Annotated in this window: 14 protein-coding genes and 1 CRISPR repeat array (1 of these 15 cut by a window edge); of the genes, 10 read left to right on the top strand and 4 right to left on the bottom strand. The window is 43.2% G+C overall.

The window, feature by feature from the left end; all coding sequences use genetic code 11:
- A CRISPR array of direct repeats spans window positions 1-2,037; the repeat unit is 36 nt; unit sequence ATTTTAGCAGATAGGAAATTGGGATCCAACCGGAAC; it reaches 305 nt to the left of the window's first position.
- Between the two features lie 181 nt (window positions 2,038-2,218).
- Window positions 2,219-2,545 carry a helix-turn-helix transcriptional regulator gene (locus G3M78_08290; GenBank protein QPJ65390.1) on the top strand — a complete coding sequence of 109 codons (327 nt, stop codon included), beginning with the start codon at window positions 2,219-2,221 and terminating at the stop codon, window positions 2,543-2,545.
- A gap of 33 nt (window positions 2,546-2,578) precedes the next feature.
- On the top strand, window positions 2,579-3,028 hold the full coding sequence (locus G3M78_08285; protein QPJ65389.1) for a glyoxalase/bleomycin resistance/dioxygenase family protein: 450 nt from the start codon (window positions 2,579-2,581) through the stop codon (window positions 3,026-3,028).
- 72 nt (window positions 3,029-3,100) lie between these two features.
- Here G3M78_08285 and G3M78_08280 read toward each other — a convergent pair whose 3' ends face one another.
- Window positions 3,101-3,547 carry a cyclic nucleotide-binding domain-containing protein gene (locus tag G3M78_08280; protein QPJ65388.1) on the bottom strand — a complete coding sequence of 149 codons (447 nt, stop codon included), beginning with the start codon at window positions 3,545-3,547 and terminating at the stop codon, window positions 3,101-3,103.
- 234 nt (window positions 3,548-3,781) lie between these two features.
- On the opposite strand from G3M78_08280, the gene G3M78_08275 reads away from it, so the two are divergent.
- The 4 genes from G3M78_08275 to G3M78_08260 all read left to right on the top strand — a co-directional run bounded on the left by G3M78_08275 (window position 3,782) and on the right by G3M78_08260 (window position 7,853).
- Window positions 3,782-4,309: a hypothetical protein gene (locus G3M78_08275; GenBank protein QPJ65387.1), complete on the top strand. Its 528-nt coding sequence runs from the start codon at window positions 3,782-3,784 to the stop codon at window positions 4,307-4,309.
- Between the two features lie 61 nt (window positions 4,310-4,370).
- Complete coding sequence (locus tag G3M78_08270) at window positions 4,371-5,507, top strand: DUF1611 domain-containing protein (protein ID QPJ65386.1); 1,137 nt, start codon at window positions 4,371-4,373, stop codon at window positions 5,505-5,507.
- Between the two features lie 17 nt (window positions 5,508-5,524).
- Entirely contained in the window at window positions 5,525-6,676 is a 1,152-nt protein-coding gene (locus G3M78_08265; protein ID QPJ65385.1) for an alanine/ornithine racemase family PLP-dependent enzyme, read from the top strand.
- A 256-nt stretch (window positions 6,677-6,932) separates the two neighbouring features.
- Window positions 6,933-7,853, top strand: a complete 921-nt coding sequence (locus G3M78_08260; GenBank protein QPJ65384.1) for a hypothetical protein — start codon at window positions 6,933-6,935, stop codon at window positions 7,851-7,853.
- A 12-nt stretch (window positions 7,854-7,865) separates the two neighbouring features.
- Here the strand turns inward: G3M78_08260 and G3M78_08255 are convergent, their stop codons facing one another.
- The 3 genes from G3M78_08255 to G3M78_08245 form a co-directional block, all read right to left on the bottom strand.
- Entirely contained in the window at window positions 7,866-10,223 is a 2,358-nt protein-coding gene (locus G3M78_08255; protein ID QPJ65383.1) for a response regulator, read from the bottom strand.
- A 586-nt stretch (window positions 10,224-10,809) separates the two neighbouring features.
- Window positions 10,810-11,304 (bottom strand): hypothetical protein, encoded by a 495-nt coding sequence (locus G3M78_08250; protein QPJ65382.1) that lies wholly within the window; start codon window positions 11,302-11,304, stop codon window positions 10,810-10,812.
- Window positions 11,297-12,430, bottom strand: a complete 1,134-nt coding sequence (locus G3M78_08245) for a DUF262 domain-containing protein (GenBank protein QPJ65381.1) — start codon at window positions 12,428-12,430, stop codon at window positions 11,297-11,299. The genes G3M78_08250 and G3M78_08245 overlap by 8 nt, the downstream gene beginning before the upstream one ends.
- A gap of 412 nt (window positions 12,431-12,842) precedes the next feature.
- On the opposite strand from G3M78_08245, the gene G3M78_08240 reads away from it, so the two are divergent.
- From G3M78_08240 to G3M78_08225, 4 genes are all read left to right on the top strand, one after another.
- A complete protein-coding gene (locus tag G3M78_08240; protein ID QPJ65380.1) occupies window positions 12,843-13,262 on the top strand; it encodes a hypothetical protein in 420 nt (139 codons plus the stop codon).
- Between the two features lie 956 nt (window positions 13,263-14,218).
- Complete coding sequence (locus G3M78_08235; GenBank protein ID QPJ65379.1) at window positions 14,219-15,463, top strand: nucleotidyltransferase; 1,245 nt, start codon at window positions 14,219-14,221, stop codon at window positions 15,461-15,463.
- Window positions 15,453-16,241, top strand: coding sequence for a hypothetical protein (locus G3M78_08230; protein QPJ65378.1), 789 nt, complete (start codon window positions 15,453-15,455; stop codon window positions 16,239-16,241). Before G3M78_08235 ends, G3M78_08230 begins: the two co-directional genes overlap by 11 nt.
- 24 nt (window positions 16,242-16,265) lie before the next feature.
- The gene (locus G3M78_08225; protein QPJ65377.1) at window positions 16,266-17,381 is read left to right on the top strand and encodes an SAVED domain-containing protein; all 1,116 of its coding nucleotides are present in this window, start codon (window positions 16,266-16,268) and stop codon (window positions 17,379-17,381) included.
- Window positions 17,382-17,493: the final 112 nt, after the last annotated feature.

Below are 17,493 nucleotides of genomic sequence, written 5' to 3'. Positions count from 1 at the left end.
GGAGAGCGCGATGTTAGAGCGCATAATTTTAGCAGATAGGAAATTGGGATCCAACCGGAACCGGCAAGGGAAAATACATCCGGTGCTGATGATTTTAGCAGATAGGAAATTGGGATCCAACCGGAACGTTTTTTCAGCGCGGGAAGAAAGCGAACACATTTTAGCAGATAGGAAATTGGGATCCAACCGGAACGCCAGTCACTTCCTCGATCTGCGGTATCTTATTTTAGCAGATAGGAAATTGGGATCCAACCGGAACCTCCTGTTCATCTTCTTGCGGTTCAGGTTCATTTTAGCAGATAGGAAATTGGGATCCAACCGGAACTGACAGCGTCTGCGCTTGTGTGCCATTTAAATTTTAGCAGATAGGAAATTGGGATCCAACCGGAACTACCTGCTCAATCGCCCGGAGTTGGTGGTATTTTAGCAGATAGGAAATTGGGATCCAACCGGAACCCATAAACTTTCCAGTTATTTGGAACCGTGATTTTAGCAGATAGGAAATTGGGATCCAACCGGAACATCCTCGGATGGGGGGTTTTTTTCAGGAAATTTTAGCAGATAGGAAATTGGGATCCAACCGGAACCGATTTATGTAAAAAATGTTTTGATTGGAAATTTTAGCAGATAGGAAATTGGGATCCAACCGGAACTGACTTCTGCATAATCATTTTTGTTGTATTATTTTAGCAGATAGGAAATTGGGATCCAACCGGAACCGCCCGATTTAAGCGCATGTTTCAGCCAGAATTTTAGCAGATAGGAAATTGGGATCCAACCGGAACAAAAGCCGATGATTGAACGATTTGAAGATTATTTTAGCAGATAGGAAATTGGGATCCAACCGGAACCTCTACCACGCTGTTATCAAACTCAATGCCATTTTAGCAGATAGGAAATTGGGATCCAACCGGAACGAACGTTGTTGAATCTTGCGGATGCGTTTATTTTAGCAGATAGGAAATTGGGATCCAACCGGAACGCCGTACAGGTTGCGGGTTTGCAGGGCTTTATTTTAGCAGATAGGAAATTGGGATCCAACCGGAACTTGTTATCGTTTCCGTCGAGCCAAGACCAGATTTTAGCAGATAGGAAATTGGGATCCAACCGGAACGATTTCGCGTCCATGAACGCTTGATAAGACATTTTAGCAGATAGGAAATTGGGATCCAACCGGAACCGGGCAACCTTCTTCATGGCAGTAGATGCCATTTTAGCAGATAGGAAATTGGGATCCAACCGGAACCTGATGGCGGTCAAAGCGACGCGGGCGAATATTTTAGCAGATAGGAAATTGGGATCCAACCGGAACAACTCGAATGCCGAATCCGAATCATCAACGATTTTAGCAGATAGGAAATTGGGATCCAACCGGAACTATCTGCTCTTCGAACGTTAATTTAATTTATTTTAGCAGATAGGAAATTGGGATCCAACCGGAACGGAACAGTTCGATTGAAGCTCGTAAAATATATTTTAGCAGATAGGAAATTGGGATCCAACCGGAACGTAATTTGTGGTGTCGCAATAACAGCGCGCATTTTAGCAGATAGGAAATTGGGATCCAACCGGAACTGCTGGCTCATCTGCCTTGATTGCAAATTTATTTTAGCAGATAGGAAATTGGGATCCAACCGGAACGCTACGAGCTAAAATGTGACGTGAAAAATTATTTTAGCAGATAGGAAATTGGGATCCAACCGGAACTAGAGCTCTCATGCTGAACGGTGATGATTGATTTTAGCAGATAGGAAATTGGGATCCAACCGGAACCGTGTCAATATCTGGTACTTCGTCTAGAATATTTTAGCAGATAGGAAATTGGGATCCAACCGGAACCCGTGTTCTGGATGTTACCAGACGAATCAGATTTTAGCAGATAGGAAATTGGGATCCAACCGGAACACGTTTATACCTGATTGTTTCATTTTGTGAATTTTAGCAGATAGGAAATTGGGATCCAACCGGAACGTAAGTAACGCTCGTTACCGATTGCAATGGATTTTAGCAGATAGGAAATTGGGATCCAACCGGAACCAGAATCCACAGCTATCTTGAGGCTTCGTTGAGATACAGCTCCGAGACTAACGATATCAAACCTCGGGGCACACTCTCCATAGCTTCCTCAAAGGACCACTCAAGGAAGATGGAAAAACTCCAGAAAACTATTTCCATCAGCCCCTTGACAGCCTATAAATAATTTGATAATTTTAGAAATATGGAAATTAAGAATGCAGTCACAGCTTTATCAGCTCTCGCTCAGGAACATCGACTCGAAGTTTTCAGGTTATTGGTTCAAGCGGGTAAGGACGGCGTTTCCGCCGGGAAAATCGGCGAACAATTCGACACCCCCCCGTCCACCTTGTCCTTTCACCTGAAAGAACTCAAGCAGGCCGGGCTGATCTGTTGTCGCAGAGACGGAAGAACCTTGTTCTATTCCGCCAACTATCTATCCATGAATTCGCTCATGGACTATCTCACTGAAAACTGCTGTCAGGGAGATCAGGAAGACTGCGCGGCCCCGTCCTCCTGCTCGGCAGACTGACGCTTCAATCTACAATCAACAGGAGAAACATCAATGAAACGCATGCATATCCACGTCTCGGTGGACAATCTGAAACAATCGATGAATTTTTACTCCGCATTATTCGGGACCCAACCCAGCAAACAAAAAGATGATTACGCGAAATGGATGCTCAACGACCCGCAGGTGAATTTCGCCATCTCCGCCCGCGGCGCCAAAGCAGGCATCGACCATCTCGGCATTCAGGTTGATGAAGCAAGCGAACTGGAGCAACTGCGGGAACAATTGAAGCATGCCGACATGCAAACCTTCTCCACCGGCGAAACCGTTTGTTGTTACGCCAAATCCGACAAGACCTGGGTGGAGGACCCGAGCGGCATCGCCTGGGAAAGCTACCAGACCATGGAAGACGCAGAGCTCTTCAGCGGCGGCGCCGTTTCCGCGCAGGACAGCGCCTGTTGCGTCGGCGATTCAATGGAAGCCGAACAAAGCGGCTGTTGTTAATCGGTGGAACCACACAATAGGCCGATGCGTCAAAACGGGGATATAAGGTAAGTTTACGGCTCACTGGCAGGTTTATGCAAAACGCTTTGCCTGATCATTCATGATATTCAAACGATCGGCGAGAATGCCTATCAATTGATCCTTGATCTTGCTTTGCACCATCGGGTCCAGCGTATCGATTTCGCTCAAGTTGATTTTCAAGGCGATCACATCCCCGTCGGCGATTACATAAGTGGTGCGCGCTCTTTTCCCCACGTAAGCGATTTCTCCAAACACGGAGCCCGTCCGCAATTTTGCCAGCACCACATCGTGCGGTTTCTTTTTGGAAACGAAGACCGCGCCCTTGAGGACGACATAAAACGCCTTGTCGATATCGCCTTCTTTGATAATGATATCCGCCGGTCGAAAACGCAGAACCTGAGCCTCCAGCCCCGCCACGTAATCTTTCTCCTTCGCGTTGAATTCCGCAAAGAAAGGGATCGTCTCCAGCAACTCAACAATTTTACTCTTCTCCATCATTCAACGCGCCTCAATGCATACGGGAATTTCACCGGATTTTCGCACTTTCATATCCCCTCGTCAACAATCGAACGATTCCTTATAAAGGTCATTGCCCGGCCATGGAAATTATACGCTATGATTATCTCTCTTCATTAGATACAATAATTGAACCTTCAAAAATTGTATCTATATTTCGAAGCCTTCATATAATCACCACGCCAAGACTTCAACATCATTCAGAACGAGACAGTAATGCCACGCGTGAAGATCACAAAAGAGAAACTCATTGAAGACGTCCAGGCTCGAACCTTTTCGGATGTTGCAAACGACCCGGAACAGCCGTTCGACGCTATTCTCGACTTCTTTAATGATGAAGCCCGACAAGTTCGCATGGAAGATTCTGAAATTCATCATGACAGACCGCCTCTGGCTGGAGTCGTCCGGGAACTGGAATCTTACCCAAGAATAGATAGGGCCTTGTCCGGAGCGAATAATCAAAAAAGCAAAAGGCTCAGGCAAGCGATCGGCGTGGTGGTTCGCATGATTATGGAAGCCCGTGGCTGGCAAAAAACAGGCCGAAAAGGTTCCCTCGGCGTTGGCAAGAGCAAAGATCCCGCGGAACCAGGATTTAACAGAGGCGGTTTGGCATTATGGTTTGTTCGGGCAGAACGTTACGTTCTGGCTGAAGGGATGCCCTACCAGTCCGTTCGCGAGCGTTGCAAAAATTTAGATGCCCCAACGCCTCAAAATACTCAACAGGAACTTAATGAAAATTCTTGAAACAAGTGTAGACCTGAACAGCAATCGCATACCGTTTCCCAAGCGGCGACGGAATATGAAAATGAAAATAAAGTCGCCAGCGAAGAAAACGGCGCTGGTTTATTGTGAGGGACAATTTGGCCTGGTCGACGGTAAAACCGCGGCGGCGCTTGTAAGGCATTCAGAGATTTATTCCATAGTAGGAATCATTGACAGCAACTTAAGCGGAAAAGACGCCAGCGAAGAATTGGGCGAGGGGAAAACCGGCATTCCCATCTTTGAAAATTTAAAGGACGCCTTGAGTCAGTTGCCAGAAGTCCCGGATTGCTATATCTACGGGAAGGCGCCACTGGCAACCTGTGTATCGGGACCAGAAAGGTTGTTAATTTTAGAGGCGATGGAAAACAAGATGGATATCATCAATGGTCTCCATCAATTTTTCTCTGAAGACCTGGAGTTTTCTCAAAAGGCCGACCTGCATCATATTCAGATCAAGGACATCAGAAAAGCTCCTCCATTAAAAGACCTGCATGTTTTTACCGGCGATATTGCACGCGTCAATGTTCCCGTCATCGCAATACTGGGAACGGACTGCGCCTGCGGAAAAATGACCACCGCGGTTGAACTCAACAAGGCCCTCAATGATCTCAACATAAAATCAACGCTCGTCGCAACGGGACAAACCAGCCTGATGCAGGGCGCGCGCTATGGCGTATCCATAGACGCGCTAGTCTCACAGTTTGTGGTGGGCGAAATTGAAAACGCCGTTGTTCAGGCCTTCGATAACGAGGCGCCGGATATCATCCTTGTTGAAGGACAAAGCTCGGTCAGCCATCCCGCTTTCATGGGTTCTCTGAGCATCTTGAAAGGAAGTCAGCCCAATGGCATCATTCTCCAGCATCCGCCCGGCAGACGATTCCGATGCGACTTCCCAAATCTGGTCATGCCCACCGTTGAAAATGAAATCAAGCTGATTGAATCCATCTCCGCCTCCAAAGTGATTGCGATTGCATTGAGCCACGAACACATGACGAGAGAAGAAACCAGCAATTACATACAGGGTTTTGAAAAACAGCTTCAATTGCCGACTACCGACGTCCTGGCCCATGGCTGTCAAAAACTAGTGGCTGCCATCAAAGAAAATTTTCTAAAGCCGGAACCCTTCTCTTTTCAAACAAGCACAGGACCACTTCCCAAAATAGCGCTCAGCGCCATTTGATGCTCATTAAGGAGCCTTTGCAAAAATCACTCCCACGCATAGAAATTTCACTCTCAAAAATTCAGGAGAACGCCCGAATACTGTGCGCCCTTTACGGGCAAAGGGGAATAGGGCTCATGGGTGTCACCAAAGCGGTCCTTGGCGAACCGGCGATTGCCGAAGCGATGATCCTGGGCGGAGTCCGATACATTGCAGACTCCCGCATTGAAAACATCATAAAGATGAAAGCCGCGGACAAATTCTCCACTCAATTCGTATTATTGCGCAGTCCGCCAAGCCATGCGGAAATCATCATCAAACATGCAGACATCAGTCTGAACAGCGAGATGGAGACAATCAGGGAACTCTCATTGTTCGCAAAAGGAAATGACAAGTCTCACAAAGTGATCATCATGGTCGAGCTGGGAGATTTGCGCGAAGGAATACTCCCCGCTGACCTTTCTCAATTCGTCAAAGAAACTCTATCTCTGCCTCATATCTATATTATAGGAATCGGCTGTAATCTGGCCTGCCACGGGGGAATCAAGCCTGGCAACAAGAATATGGAGAAGCTTTCAGACTTGGCAGGTTCCCTCGAAAAAGAATTTCATATTAAATTAGAAATCATTTCCGGTGGAAACTCCGCAAATTACGATTGGTTCAAATCAACAAAAAGCATGGGGAGAATCAATAATCTGCGGATAGGAGAGTCCATTCTTCTAGGTCGGGAAACGATCGGCAGAAAGCAAATTCCAGGCTTGCACACGGGAGCTTTCAAACTCGTCACAGAAGTGATCGAGTCCAAAAAGAAACCGTCGCTTCCCTTTGGAGATAATGGTCAGGACGCCTTTGGAGATAACCCCAGCTTTTCTGACCGGGGAATCCGCGAGAGAACAATAGTCGCTCTGGGAAAACAGGATGTTCACATGCAGGGCCTGACGCCTGAATCCCCGCTAACCATCCTCGGGGCCAGTAGCGACCACACGATCATCGACAACGAGAATCACAATTTCAAGGTTGGCGACGAAGTGAGTTTTGGCCTCAAGTACTCAGGCCTGCTCTCCGCCATGACGTCGCCTTTCATAAACAAGCGTTTTGTCAAAGATTGCGATCAGGAGCCGGTACATTCATCGCCTGCCCTGCCTGCCCGCGCCAGACTGAATACAAACGCTGAAACAGAATTGAAATAACCTTTTCAGAAAGAAACCATCGCATGTATGAAGTCAAGGTTTTCGATAATACCGGTATTTTAAAAAAAGTAATTTCTATAAAAAAGTTGAATATCCGCTCAGCCAAACAATTGGAATCGCCCCATCTCTTCAAGAAAAACAAAAGGCGACCCGGAAGACCCGCAGCGCCCGCTCCCGCCCCCAAGGGTTAGCCCTGCAATCATTCCCCTGTTTATTGACGGCCCCTCAAGCAACCATTCCATAAGTTATAGCGACAATGAAAAGTACAATGCCCAAAACGCTCAACCTCCTCAAGGCCCAATACGCCTTCACAAAATCGGATGAAATTTTCCTCGCGCAGATGAAACCCGACTCGGAAGCGCATGTCGAAAAATTTTCTGATGGTTATTATGAATTTATTTGGAAACTCGGTCAGGCGCCCGATTTTTTTGAAACAGATACCGCGCTCATGAAGCATCGCGATCTGATTCGACAGTGGTTCACCGGCCTGTTCGCAGGAAGCTATGAGACCGACTATTTTTTACAGCTTGGAAAAATCAAGGAAGCGCATGCAAAGCTGGAAATCCCCACCCACCATATGATGGCCCTGTTCCACTTCACGCCCATCTTCGCCATGACCCTCATTCAAAAACTCTATGGCGAAGACAAATTTCTGCCAGAAAGGATCAAGGCCCTCGAGAAAATCCTGGCAATCAATCTGGATATCCTGACCGGATCATCCAGAGAAACCGAAACGAAACACGCCTCCAGCATTACAAAGCTCGAAAACAAACTCCTCAAATACCTGAAGACTATTGGATCGTATTTTAATTATTTGCTGATGGGCGCTCTGGTCATGGTCGCGACTTTTTCAATCGGACTGTTCGGCTATGATGTTTATCTCCTGTTCTCAGGAGCCTCATCCATAGAAAGAGGAATTTTAACCACCCTGGGCAGTCTCTTGATTCTCTGGTCGGCGATCGAACTGATCAACGAAGAAATAAAACATTTGCGCGGCGGCTCCTCCGCCCTGGCCGCATTCTTAACCCTCGTCATCGCCGCCTTGATCCGCAAGATACTGATCGTCTCCCTCTCCCCGGAAAAAGCAAAAGAAATACTCATGTATGGACTGCTCGTGCTGTTTCTCAGTATTTCATACTGGTTAATTTCTCTCACAACGAAGTCCAGAAATAATTAGTTCGCTCAGCCCTCAATTTGAAGGGGTTGATGCTATCTGTTCCAAAATATTCTGAATGGCCTTCATATCATATTTTTTCAAAAGATTGCTGATGTACTGGACAAAGTCTTTATAAATCATGCCATCCTCCATAAGTTCGCCCAGAACATCCTCAAGCTGGGTGACATTATAAAGTTCAGCCGCCTTCTTCATCCGATTCATACAATGCTCAGGAATGGATAAATTGGAAAAATCATGGCTCTGCCCGACACTCGCCGCCTTTTCTTCATCCGCTTCCTTTTCATATTCATACTCCACTTGGAGCAATTCTTTCAGGCATGAATAAACCTTTTCCTCGTTAAAAGGCTTGGCTATATAATAATGAAATCCAAGTTTCTTATATTTCTCCTCCAACCGCCCCAAAACGGATGCAGTGATAGCGACTACTTTAAAGCGATCTCTCCCGTATTGTTTTTGAATCTCCCGCATCGCCTCTTCCCCACCCATTACCGGCATTCTTATATCCATGAAAATAATATCGGGTTGATCCCGCGCTATCAGATCCAGAGCTTCTTTCCCGTTTTCGGCGCAAATCACTTGCACCGAAATATTAGAAAGAATCAACCTCAGCACATCCCTGTTCTCAACGACATCATCGACGACCAACGCGGTCACAGAGTGACCCTCTGCAAGCCGCAGAACATTAGCAATTTTCTCAGCCCTATTTTCAACAGCGCCCTGAGCCGGCGAAAGCTGAAGGGTAAAATAAAATCGCGCGCCTTTTCCTGGTTGCGACTCTAACTCCAGACTCGCCCCCATCAATTCCAACTGTTTTCTAGAAATCGCCAGCCCCAGCCCGGTGCCCCCTTTCTTAACGCCCTCATCCGACTGAAGAAAAGGTTCGAATATTCTTTTATGATCCTCTTCCTCGATGCCCTGCCCCGTGTCTATCACTTCAAATAAACGCCGGTCGTTTTCAAGAGCGGTGACTCTTAAGGTCACGCCGCCAGAATCTGTAAACTTCACCGCGTTGCCGACCAGGTTCACCAGAACCTGCCTCAGCTTGCCGTCGTCTCCATGCGCCCTCACGCCCGCATCTATCCCTTCGACTTTGAATTCGAGTTGTTTTTCCTGGCACCGGAGTTCGAACATACTTGAAACATCAAAAATCAATTCACCGAGATCAAAATCAGCATGAACGAGTTCCATTTGCCCCGATTCGATTTTTGAAAGGTCCAGTATCTCGTTGATTAAATTCAGGAGATTTTTACCGCTCTTGCCAATGGTTTCCAACGCATGCCGGGTGTCAGAATCAAAACTTTTCCCCCTAAGCAGGATTTGGGAATAGCCCATAATCGCATTCATAGGCGTGCGGATTTCATGGCTCATGTTCGCCAGAAAATTGGACTTGGCCTTGTTCGCCGACTCCGCTTCTTTTTTCGATCTTTCAGTTTCAATTAGAAGCTCTTCCGTTTTTGACTTCTCAGCCTGCAGATCGCGGGTGGCCAATATAACAGCGTCTCTCAGAACCTCGGGTTCCTTCACGATTTTCCGAACCAGACCGCCCAGCGTCAGGGAGAAAATCACGCCAACCACCCAGACAATGAATTGCAGTCTCAGCAAACCAGGGACTCCCCCCGCGCGCGCCACTCCCACTTCCCATGAGCCAGAAAGCAAATTAACCTGCCCGAGGACGGGGTCATTCTCAAAGACCTCATCCTCCCCATAAAAAGTCTCGCCCCTGTCGCCCAGAGCGTCCTTCCCGCGGATGGCAATATCAATATTCGTTCTGCTGTGAACAGAAACCGCGATATCGAGAATCGTATCCAGTTCGAGCAAGATCGTTGCAAAGCCCCAGAAATAGTCCGAGCCATCAGGCGACTTCAGGAAAATAGGATTCCGCCCGATGATCGCCCGCCCCCCTTGAATCAGGTCGATCGGCCCGGCGATAACGTAGCGTTTTTCCTCTATTGAAGCTTCGACCAGAGGGCGACGCAAAGGATCGCCCAGCAAATCGTGACCGATGGCCTTTGCATTTTCACTTTTATTCGTCACAAACTTGACGACCGCATTGGGCGCCAACTGCAAACTCCGAATGCCCTGCAATTGGCCCATAGCCCCCACAGCAAATTCCTGGAACTGCTCCTCCGTCATGTCCTCGTTGACCTTGACGTATGCCGCCAGACTTTGAGTCAATTGCAAACGCTGATTCATGATCGAGGAAAGACCGCTCGCCACCTCGCTCACATAGGAATTCAACGTTTCCCGGTCCCGCAAAACAGCCTGACGCGATAAGATATGAGAAACAAAATAGCTGAGCGCTAAAAAGAAGATAACGGTGAGGACAGGCCAGAGAACGGAGTTATCAATTTTCGTCGAAGGTTCAGTCATCGGATTGAATCGATACGCCTCGCGCCAAAAAGTGGAAGAAACCTGTAAAGATCAGAACAAAACGACCCACGGCAGATGAAGCCCCTCCGAACTCAAGGAACATTCACCCTCAAACAGTTTACTATCAACTCCTTGATAAAACAGGTAAAAGATCAAAGCCCCCGCAAACCGCCAATCCCGACAAATAAAAAAAGCCGCAGAACGCGGCTCCAGAAGCCCCGCCCGGCGGCAGACCGACAGCGCAGAAGGAAGAAGGCGGCTCAAGCCCCGCGCCCAACGACCCAAGCCCTGCCCGCTTGAATGCTCTTTGCTTAAAATAAAAAAAGCCTCTTCAAAAAAGAGGCTTCAAGCAAATAATTTTTCAAATTTCCAAACAAGTCCGGGGTCTTTTGCGCCGCTATCAATTTTCTTCCAGCCCAACCCCAATTCTGTATTTCACCCTCGTTTTCGGCCCTTTCTGAGGTCCCTGGCTACAATTTGGCTACAGTACCCAATCTTAATAAGCTGCCAATTAAGCATTTGAGAGAAATATAATTTTCACTTAATTTTAAGATTCTTAAGAAGAAAAAATAAAAGTCTCTTAGAATCATAACGTACGAATGACAGTGTCAAGCTTGTAAATTATTACTCTTGAATCACTAAAATAGGTTGAAACATCCTGAATACTTGCAGTAGGATTTCCGCCATGCGCAAACTCATTACGCAATTGAACAAGAGATGAAAGGGAAGTTTTTAAATTAGCATTTGAATGACCATTCACTTCATTCTTAAATCTTCTGTGCCAATTGTCATCCAATTCCTTTAACAATCCACAAATATTTTCATAAGAGGGATTCATTGATGACCTGCTGATTTTATTCTCAAGATAATTAATAACCTGAACATTACAGTTAACTATACAATAATCTACGATAATGGATTTAAACGCCTGCTCAATAGCCCCACACCCACGAATAATCGCGTACTTAGTCAGATAGGGCACTAAACTATTTGTCACGCCTAATTCATCAATCTTTCTCCCCAACAATACAATCTCATCTTCACACCTGGCGAGCTCTTGTTCAACACCATCATTATACATAACGCCTTCCATAGAGCATCATGCTAGCAACATCAATTCGCATTAAAATCGAATCCTTTTTCATTGTTTCCTTACTAATTGAGGTTCTATAACGATCATCTTTCAAAAGTAAACGTCTCTTAGTTTCAGAGACCTCTCCATCATGTAAGAAAAAGGACTCCTTTAACAAGTCATCTGTTGCAATCATAATAGAATCAAAGATTGTGGGACTTAATTTCGATGTTAATTTTTGTGGATTAGTCGGTGAGATATTATGAAATGCATGCTCGCCATAGGTTTCAAAGATATAGTCAACAGTGCTGACAAAACGATTCTTAAAAAGCTTTTTCTCAGAATCAGATATATTAATATTAGCTTTCATAAAATCGTTAAGGAATTTCTTCAATGAAATTTTTTCTTTTTCTTGGTTTTTGAACATATCTGAACTAAGCGCAAAAAATCTTAAAATCAGTTCTATATCACGCATTCTTCCATCTTCCTGGCTTAAGCCAAATAATCTTCGCCAATTTTTATATTTATTAAGTTCCAGGAGGAATAAATTAAATTCACCTTGATAAATGCAATTACGAATTTCTTGAGGAAACAGTGTACGCCCAGAAGTATTAATCCGCTCGAAAACCTGAAACATGCTTGTGTTGGTCTCAGATGGCTGATCCTGAACAAAAATTATTGCATGTATTGTAGTATTTTTAACTCTACGTTGGTCTGCTTCACTTAATTCGCTAAAAGATTTACCTCTCCAGCGTCTATTAATTTTTTTTGAATTAGAAAGACGAAAAAGTTTTTTATCTGTTGAAAAAGTACCTTTCACAAAATCATGAACTGTCATTATCCTTTGATAGCCATCTATAATAAGCATTTTTTCATCGTTTGTTTTTGCTAAAAAAATGCTTGGAACAGGCAAGCCCAATAAAATCGATTCAACGAAACGTGATGCTTCAGTTTTATCCCACACATATTTCCTCTGTAGTTCAGGTTTTTCTAATTCATCATTTTCATATCGATCAATTAATTCTCTAAATGAAAGATCAGCACCCCATGAAGATATTGAAAAAATATCATCATCGGAATAATAATCATTCTCTTCTTCTTTTATAGACGCAATAACTTGTTTAGTTTTTCTCATCACATTTCCGATCCATTGGCATTTATTTTATTATGAACTGATTGAATTAAATAAAGCTCGCTATATTTCATCTAATATAACAAGAAATCTATTGAATTAGCTGCCAGTATATAAATGCAAACATAAAATATTTTTTGGGTTCTGATTTAAATTCACAACAAAATAAGATATCTAAAATATTTACCCCTGCATAAGCAAATTAAATCTTATTTTATGTATTTTTTATTTTTTCAAAATGCATTATAAAATTATAGTTAAAGATATTCCCTTACACACACGCTAGTTTATAGCGCAGTATTATTTATGAAGCATTTCCTCCAAATCCACACAACTTTCAAACGAAATTAAACAATTCATTAATAATGTGGTAACTCTATGCACCGTATTAAAGATTCATGAAGGGGGGTCGTTAATGCTTGGTGACTCCATGCTGAACAGTTATCATGAAGCGGGCTATCCTTCATGGATTTTAAATTATAACTCCCAATTAGATCAAGATAACTCAAAGAAAATTATCCAATTCCCTAGTGCCCACCTTGCAGACAAACATTCTACTCATCCCAGAGACGATAATGATGTTCATTCCTTGAGCAAAGAGTTGCTCGATATCTATAAAAATGATCCTGTTGAGAAAGAGAAAATCTCTCAGAAAATTGCTCAGGATATGAGTATCGATCACTTTTTAAACTTTTTCACACTACTCACCTATTTGCTTTGCCCTGCCATTCATGGACAGCGCATGGACGTTCTATTTATCCAAGCAAAAAATGGGAATCGCGATTCCATTCTAAAATTGATACAGATTGACAAAACCAATAAAAAAAGCCGCTGAACTCGGCGAATAAACACCGGGTCCAGCGGCACGCTGGTGGAGCTGAGGGGAGTCGAACCCCTGACCTCTTGAATGCCATTTGACGCCAATGAAAAAAGCCTCTTCAAAAAAAGAGGCTCATGGCATTCAGTTTAACTTTAATTTTCAATCGAAACGGGGTCTTTTGCGCCGCTATCAATTTCCTTCCAGCACAACCTAAATTCTGTATTTTACCCTCGTTTTCGGCCCTTTCTGAGGACCTTGGCTACAATTTGGCTACAGTCTCAATTCCACTGATCCATTGATTAACTATTTTGCTGACAACTTCGGAGTTGCCGACATTATAAAACAATAAGGGTCCATTTCCATACATGATTGCATCGACTAACCAATGATGAGACCGGAATACCAATTGAAGGCAACGTCAAATATAACCAACCTTCAAAGGAATGAGGAATTTAGCAGGAAATGATTGAAAAAAATCAAAAAATGAGACAAATAACTCTTTATTTTTCAAGAAATTATACTTTTCTCGAAAAATATTGGACAGAGGAACTTGACAACACCACATGTCGATATTATCCTAATTCGACCCCCAATATCTTGTATCTTTTCAGAATATTGGAAATACCTAAATTACATTCAGTAAAGAGGGATTGGGGTAATTTGAAGTGAGCATGCAGTAAACGAGTATAGAAACTATTTCAAACACCGGAAAAAAAGCGGCGAGTTGGCGCTCGCCGCTTTCGTGGAGACCGGTAAAAAACTTGGATGTCCGTCCTCCTATAGACACGCAGATAATAGTAAAACGGACGTCCTGTGTCAATAAAAACTAAAACAGGAGTCCTCTATGAATAAAATAACGTACGGCCGTCTATTTCTTTGGAAGTAGTGCGGCCTTTTTTATGCGTACAAAAAAAATAAAAATTGTAGGTGGAAAGAAACGCGCCTCTTAAAGTTAAAGGAAAAGAATTTTTATGACAACGGAACTTCAAACTGATCACAACCAACTATTTAAAAATATTCAAAGAGAATTAGACATTTCACCAAGCAAATATCAGCAAGCGGTTGATAGATATACCGCTGTAGGAAACTGGCTTGAGAAAGGAACCTACAGAAACCCGCAAGATGTCCCACATATTTATCCACAAGGTTCGTTTCGACTAGGCACTGTTATAAGGCCATTAAAAGAAGGCAAGGAATCAGATTATGATATCGATTTAGTTTGTGAACTTCAAACGAATAAAAGACAAACGACTCCTGGCGAAATCAAATTATCGGCAGGATCACGTCTAAAAGAACACGAAACCTATAAAGATATGCTAGATGAGGAGGGTCGTAGATGCTGGACGTTGAATTATTCCGAAGAGGATGGAGTTGGCTTCCATTTGGATGTTCTTCCATCTGTGCCAGAACCAGACCAACAATATCTATCGTGTAACGCTATAGCAATAACAGATAAGAAGGATGCTGGTTCTTATGAGTGGTCTACAAGCGACCCGAACGGCTACGCTGATTGGTTCGATGAGAAAAATCGACCTACTTTTGAATTGATCCAATTCTCTGAAAAAAACCGTATTTTTATGGAAAATAAGTCAGTATTTGCTCAAGTAGACAAGGTTCCTGATCAGTTGGTAAAAACTCCCCTTCAAGGAGCAATTCAAATATTAAAACGCCATCGGGACCAACGGTTTTCAGAGCATGATCTTGAAGAAGACAAACCCATTTCAATGATTATTACGACCCTTTCCGCTGAACTTTATAATCAGGAACCAGATATTCTGTCAGCATTGAAAGGTATTGTTGGCCAATTATTGGAACATTCCAAACTTGTCAACCCAGGTTGGTATGAGTTTAAAGAGTCGTATGCCGGGAAAAGTGTTATCAACAGGAAATCTGATGAGGAATGGTATATCCCCAATCCTGTAAATCCCAATGAAAATTTTGCTGATCGATGGCATGAAAATAACCACAGAAAAGCAAAAGCATTTTTCCGGTGGGTGGCTTGGGTTCAAGAAGATTTGATCGAAATATTAGATCAGTATGAATTGGAAGACGTATGCGAAGCCCTCCAGCCCATATTAGGAAAAGACCTTGTGCAAAAGGCTTCAAAAGGTTTGTTAGTAGCTTCAGCTTCAAATGTAACGTCAGGGGCAGATGACGATCATCCACGGATTGAAATCAAGAATCCAAGTCAGCCATGGGGTTTAAATGAAAGATGATTTGAGATCCCTTGTGGAAGAACAGTTTGCTGATCTCAAAAAGATTTATAAAAATCTTAGTTTAATTTCTCAAAAGGAAAATCCATTTGCCATTCGTGGTCCTTTAGGATTTTATGTGGAAATTGGTGGGAATTCAATAAAGGATTGCTTCGAGATTGAAATTGTCATTCCTGAGGACTATCCAGAATCTCCCCCAAAAGTACGTGAATTACTCAATCGAATTCCAAAGGATTTTCATAAAATTCAGGATGATTTTCTTTGTTTGGCCGCTCCTTTGGAAGTTCGATTGAAGTTCTCTAAGGACAAATCTCTGGTTGGGTTTGTTGAAAAATTTGTTGTTCCATACTTGTACTCATTTTGTTGCTGGGAAAAAAATGGAGATATGCCCTTTGGGGAACGTTCTCATGGAGTAGCTGGAGTATTAGAACAGTACAGGGATATTCTAGATGTTGATACAGACCTAAAAGCCCTTTGTTTAATAAAAGTTCTTGTGGAGGGAAATTACAGGGGACATCTTAATTGTCCATGTGGAAGTGATTTACAACTTCGAAAATGCCATGGGCCTGTTCTTTTGCAAATAAAGAAGCATAGAAGCCAAGAAGGATTTTTTTTTGATTTTTTGGATATTATTAAGCTTTTGTACAATAATAAAGAAAGTTTGCCTGAATGTTTAAAAAGTAAAAAAATGCTAAGGGTGATCGATAAATTTTCTAAAAAGAAGAAAATGATGGTCAAAAAGGGAGTCTCTAGGGTCCACCGCCAAAAGAAAGCTTCCTAAAATTTTTGAATACAAAAAGCACCTATGTCTGTTTCTTATATTCCTGAAAAAATAAAAGTTCGGCTTTGGGGTAGGGCGGCTGGACGATGCCAATATGAAGGTTGTAATATACCTCTTTGGTTAGATTCTCTTACCAAATCTGAGTTTAATGTTGCCTATATTGCACACATCATTGCGGACAAACCTGATGGACCAAGAGGACATCCTGAATTGTCTGAGAAACTAAAAGCGGATATTTCCAACCTTATGCTGATGTGTGACCAGCATCATAGATTGATTGATAAAGAGGCTGTCGAAGAACATTCTGTTGAGCGTCTTCAGAATATGAAGAGCAGGCATGAGAGCCGGATAGAGCTAGTAACTTCTCTCAATGAGGAAAAAGAAAGTCATTTGCTTATATATGGGGCGAATATTGGTCAGCATCAAGCACCTTTAAGTTGGAAAAACACCGCTCAAGCAATGCTTCCTCATCACTATCCTGCAGATTCTTCCCCTTTTGAACTTGGCATGAAAAACAGTTCATTTCAGGATCACGAAGAAGGCTTTTGGGAAATAGAACGGGAGAACCTGAAAAGGCAGGTCACAGAAAAAATAAAACCCAGATTCACAACGGGTGAAATAAGACACCTTTCTGTGTTTGCACTTGCCCCCCAGCCTTTATTAATAGAAATGGGTCGTTTGCTTTCAGATATACCTGCTGCCGATGTGTTTCAACTGCATCGGGAGCCTCCCGATTGGAAATGGCAACCTCATCCGGAAGAATTTCAATTTATTTTGAACAAACCCAAATTCAAAAAGAACAAGGTGGCTCTTAATATGTCCTTAAGTGCGACAATCGACAATTCCCGCATAATTTCTGTTTTGGGTGATGACGTGTCCATCTGGACTCTTACCATTGAATCTCCTTATAATGATTTTCTAAAAAGTAGAGAACAATTAAAAATGTTTCGAGAAACATTTCGGAAGCTATTAAATGAAATCAAAGCGTACCATGAACAAAATGATGAGATACATTTGTTCCCAGCCGTTCCCTGTTCAGTTGCAGTAGAAATCGGTCGTATATGGATGCCCAAAGCTGATCTGGAAATGAAAATTTATGATCAAAATCATAAAACAAATGGTTTTTCGTTTGTTTTTTAATCCAAAGGAACCTTACTAGTTTTAAAATGATACCTATCCCTTATGGACTACACAGTCTTTTGCTCAACATACTTTTGCTATGCGACGCATTCAAGATTCATGAAGGTGGATC

It is taken from the genome of Candidatus Nitrohelix vancouverensis, from assembly GCA_015698305.1.
In the GTDB taxonomy this organism is placed as follows: Bacteria; Nitrospinota; Nitrospinia; order Nitrospinales; family VA-1; genus Nitrohelix; species Nitrohelix vancouverensis.
The sequence above is the reverse complement of the archived record's forward strand: the minus strand, read 5'-3'. Positions and strand labels throughout refer to the sequence as shown.

What these genes read in the sequence shown, in the direction of transcription:
- G3M78_08290 (QPJ65390.1), top strand. Translation starts at nt 2,219, where the DNA reads ATGGAAATTAAGAATGCAGTCACAGCTTTATCAGCTCTCGCTCAGGAA.
- G3M78_08285 (QPJ65389.1), top strand. Translation starts at nt 2,579, where the DNA reads ATGAAACGCATGCATATCCACGTCTCGGTGGACAATCTGAAACAATCG.
- G3M78_08280 (QPJ65388.1), bottom strand. Translation starts at nt 3,547, where the DNA reads ATGATGGAGAAGAGTAAAATTGTTGAGTTGCTGGAGACGATCCCTTTC.
- G3M78_08275 (QPJ65387.1), top strand. Translation starts at nt 3,782, where the DNA reads ATGCCACGCGTGAAGATCACAAAAGAGAAACTCATTGAAGACGTCCAG.
- G3M78_08270 (QPJ65386.1), top strand. Translation starts at nt 4,371, where the DNA reads ATGAAAATAAAGTCGCCAGCGAAGAAAACGGCGCTGGTTTATTGTGAG.
- G3M78_08260 (QPJ65384.1), top strand. Translation starts at nt 6,933, where the DNA reads ATGAAAAGTACAATGCCCAAAACGCTCAACCTCCTCAAGGCCCAATAC.
- G3M78_08255 (QPJ65383.1), bottom strand. Translation starts at nt 10,223, where the DNA reads ATGACTGAACCTTCGACGAAAATTGATAACTCCGTTCTCTGGCCTGTC.
- G3M78_08250 (QPJ65382.1), bottom strand. Translation starts at nt 11,304, where the DNA reads ATGTATAATGATGGTGTTGAACAAGAGCTCGCCAGGTGTGAAGATGAG.
- G3M78_08245 (QPJ65381.1), bottom strand. Translation starts at nt 12,430, where the DNA reads ATGAGAAAAACTAAACAAGTTATTGCGTCTATAAAAGAAGAAGAGAAT.
- G3M78_08240 (QPJ65380.1), top strand. Translation starts at nt 12,843, where the DNA reads ATGCTTGGTGACTCCATGCTGAACAGTTATCATGAAGCGGGCTATCCT.
- G3M78_08235 (QPJ65379.1), top strand. Translation starts at nt 14,219, where the DNA reads ATGACAACGGAACTTCAAACTGATCACAACCAACTATTTAAAAATATT.
- G3M78_08230 (QPJ65378.1), top strand. Translation starts at nt 15,453, where the DNA reads ATGAAAGATGATTTGAGATCCCTTGTGGAAGAACAGTTTGCTGATCTC.
- G3M78_08225 (QPJ65377.1), top strand. Translation starts at nt 16,266, where the DNA reads ATGTCTGTTTCTTATATTCCTGAAAAAATAAAAGTTCGGCTTTGGGGT.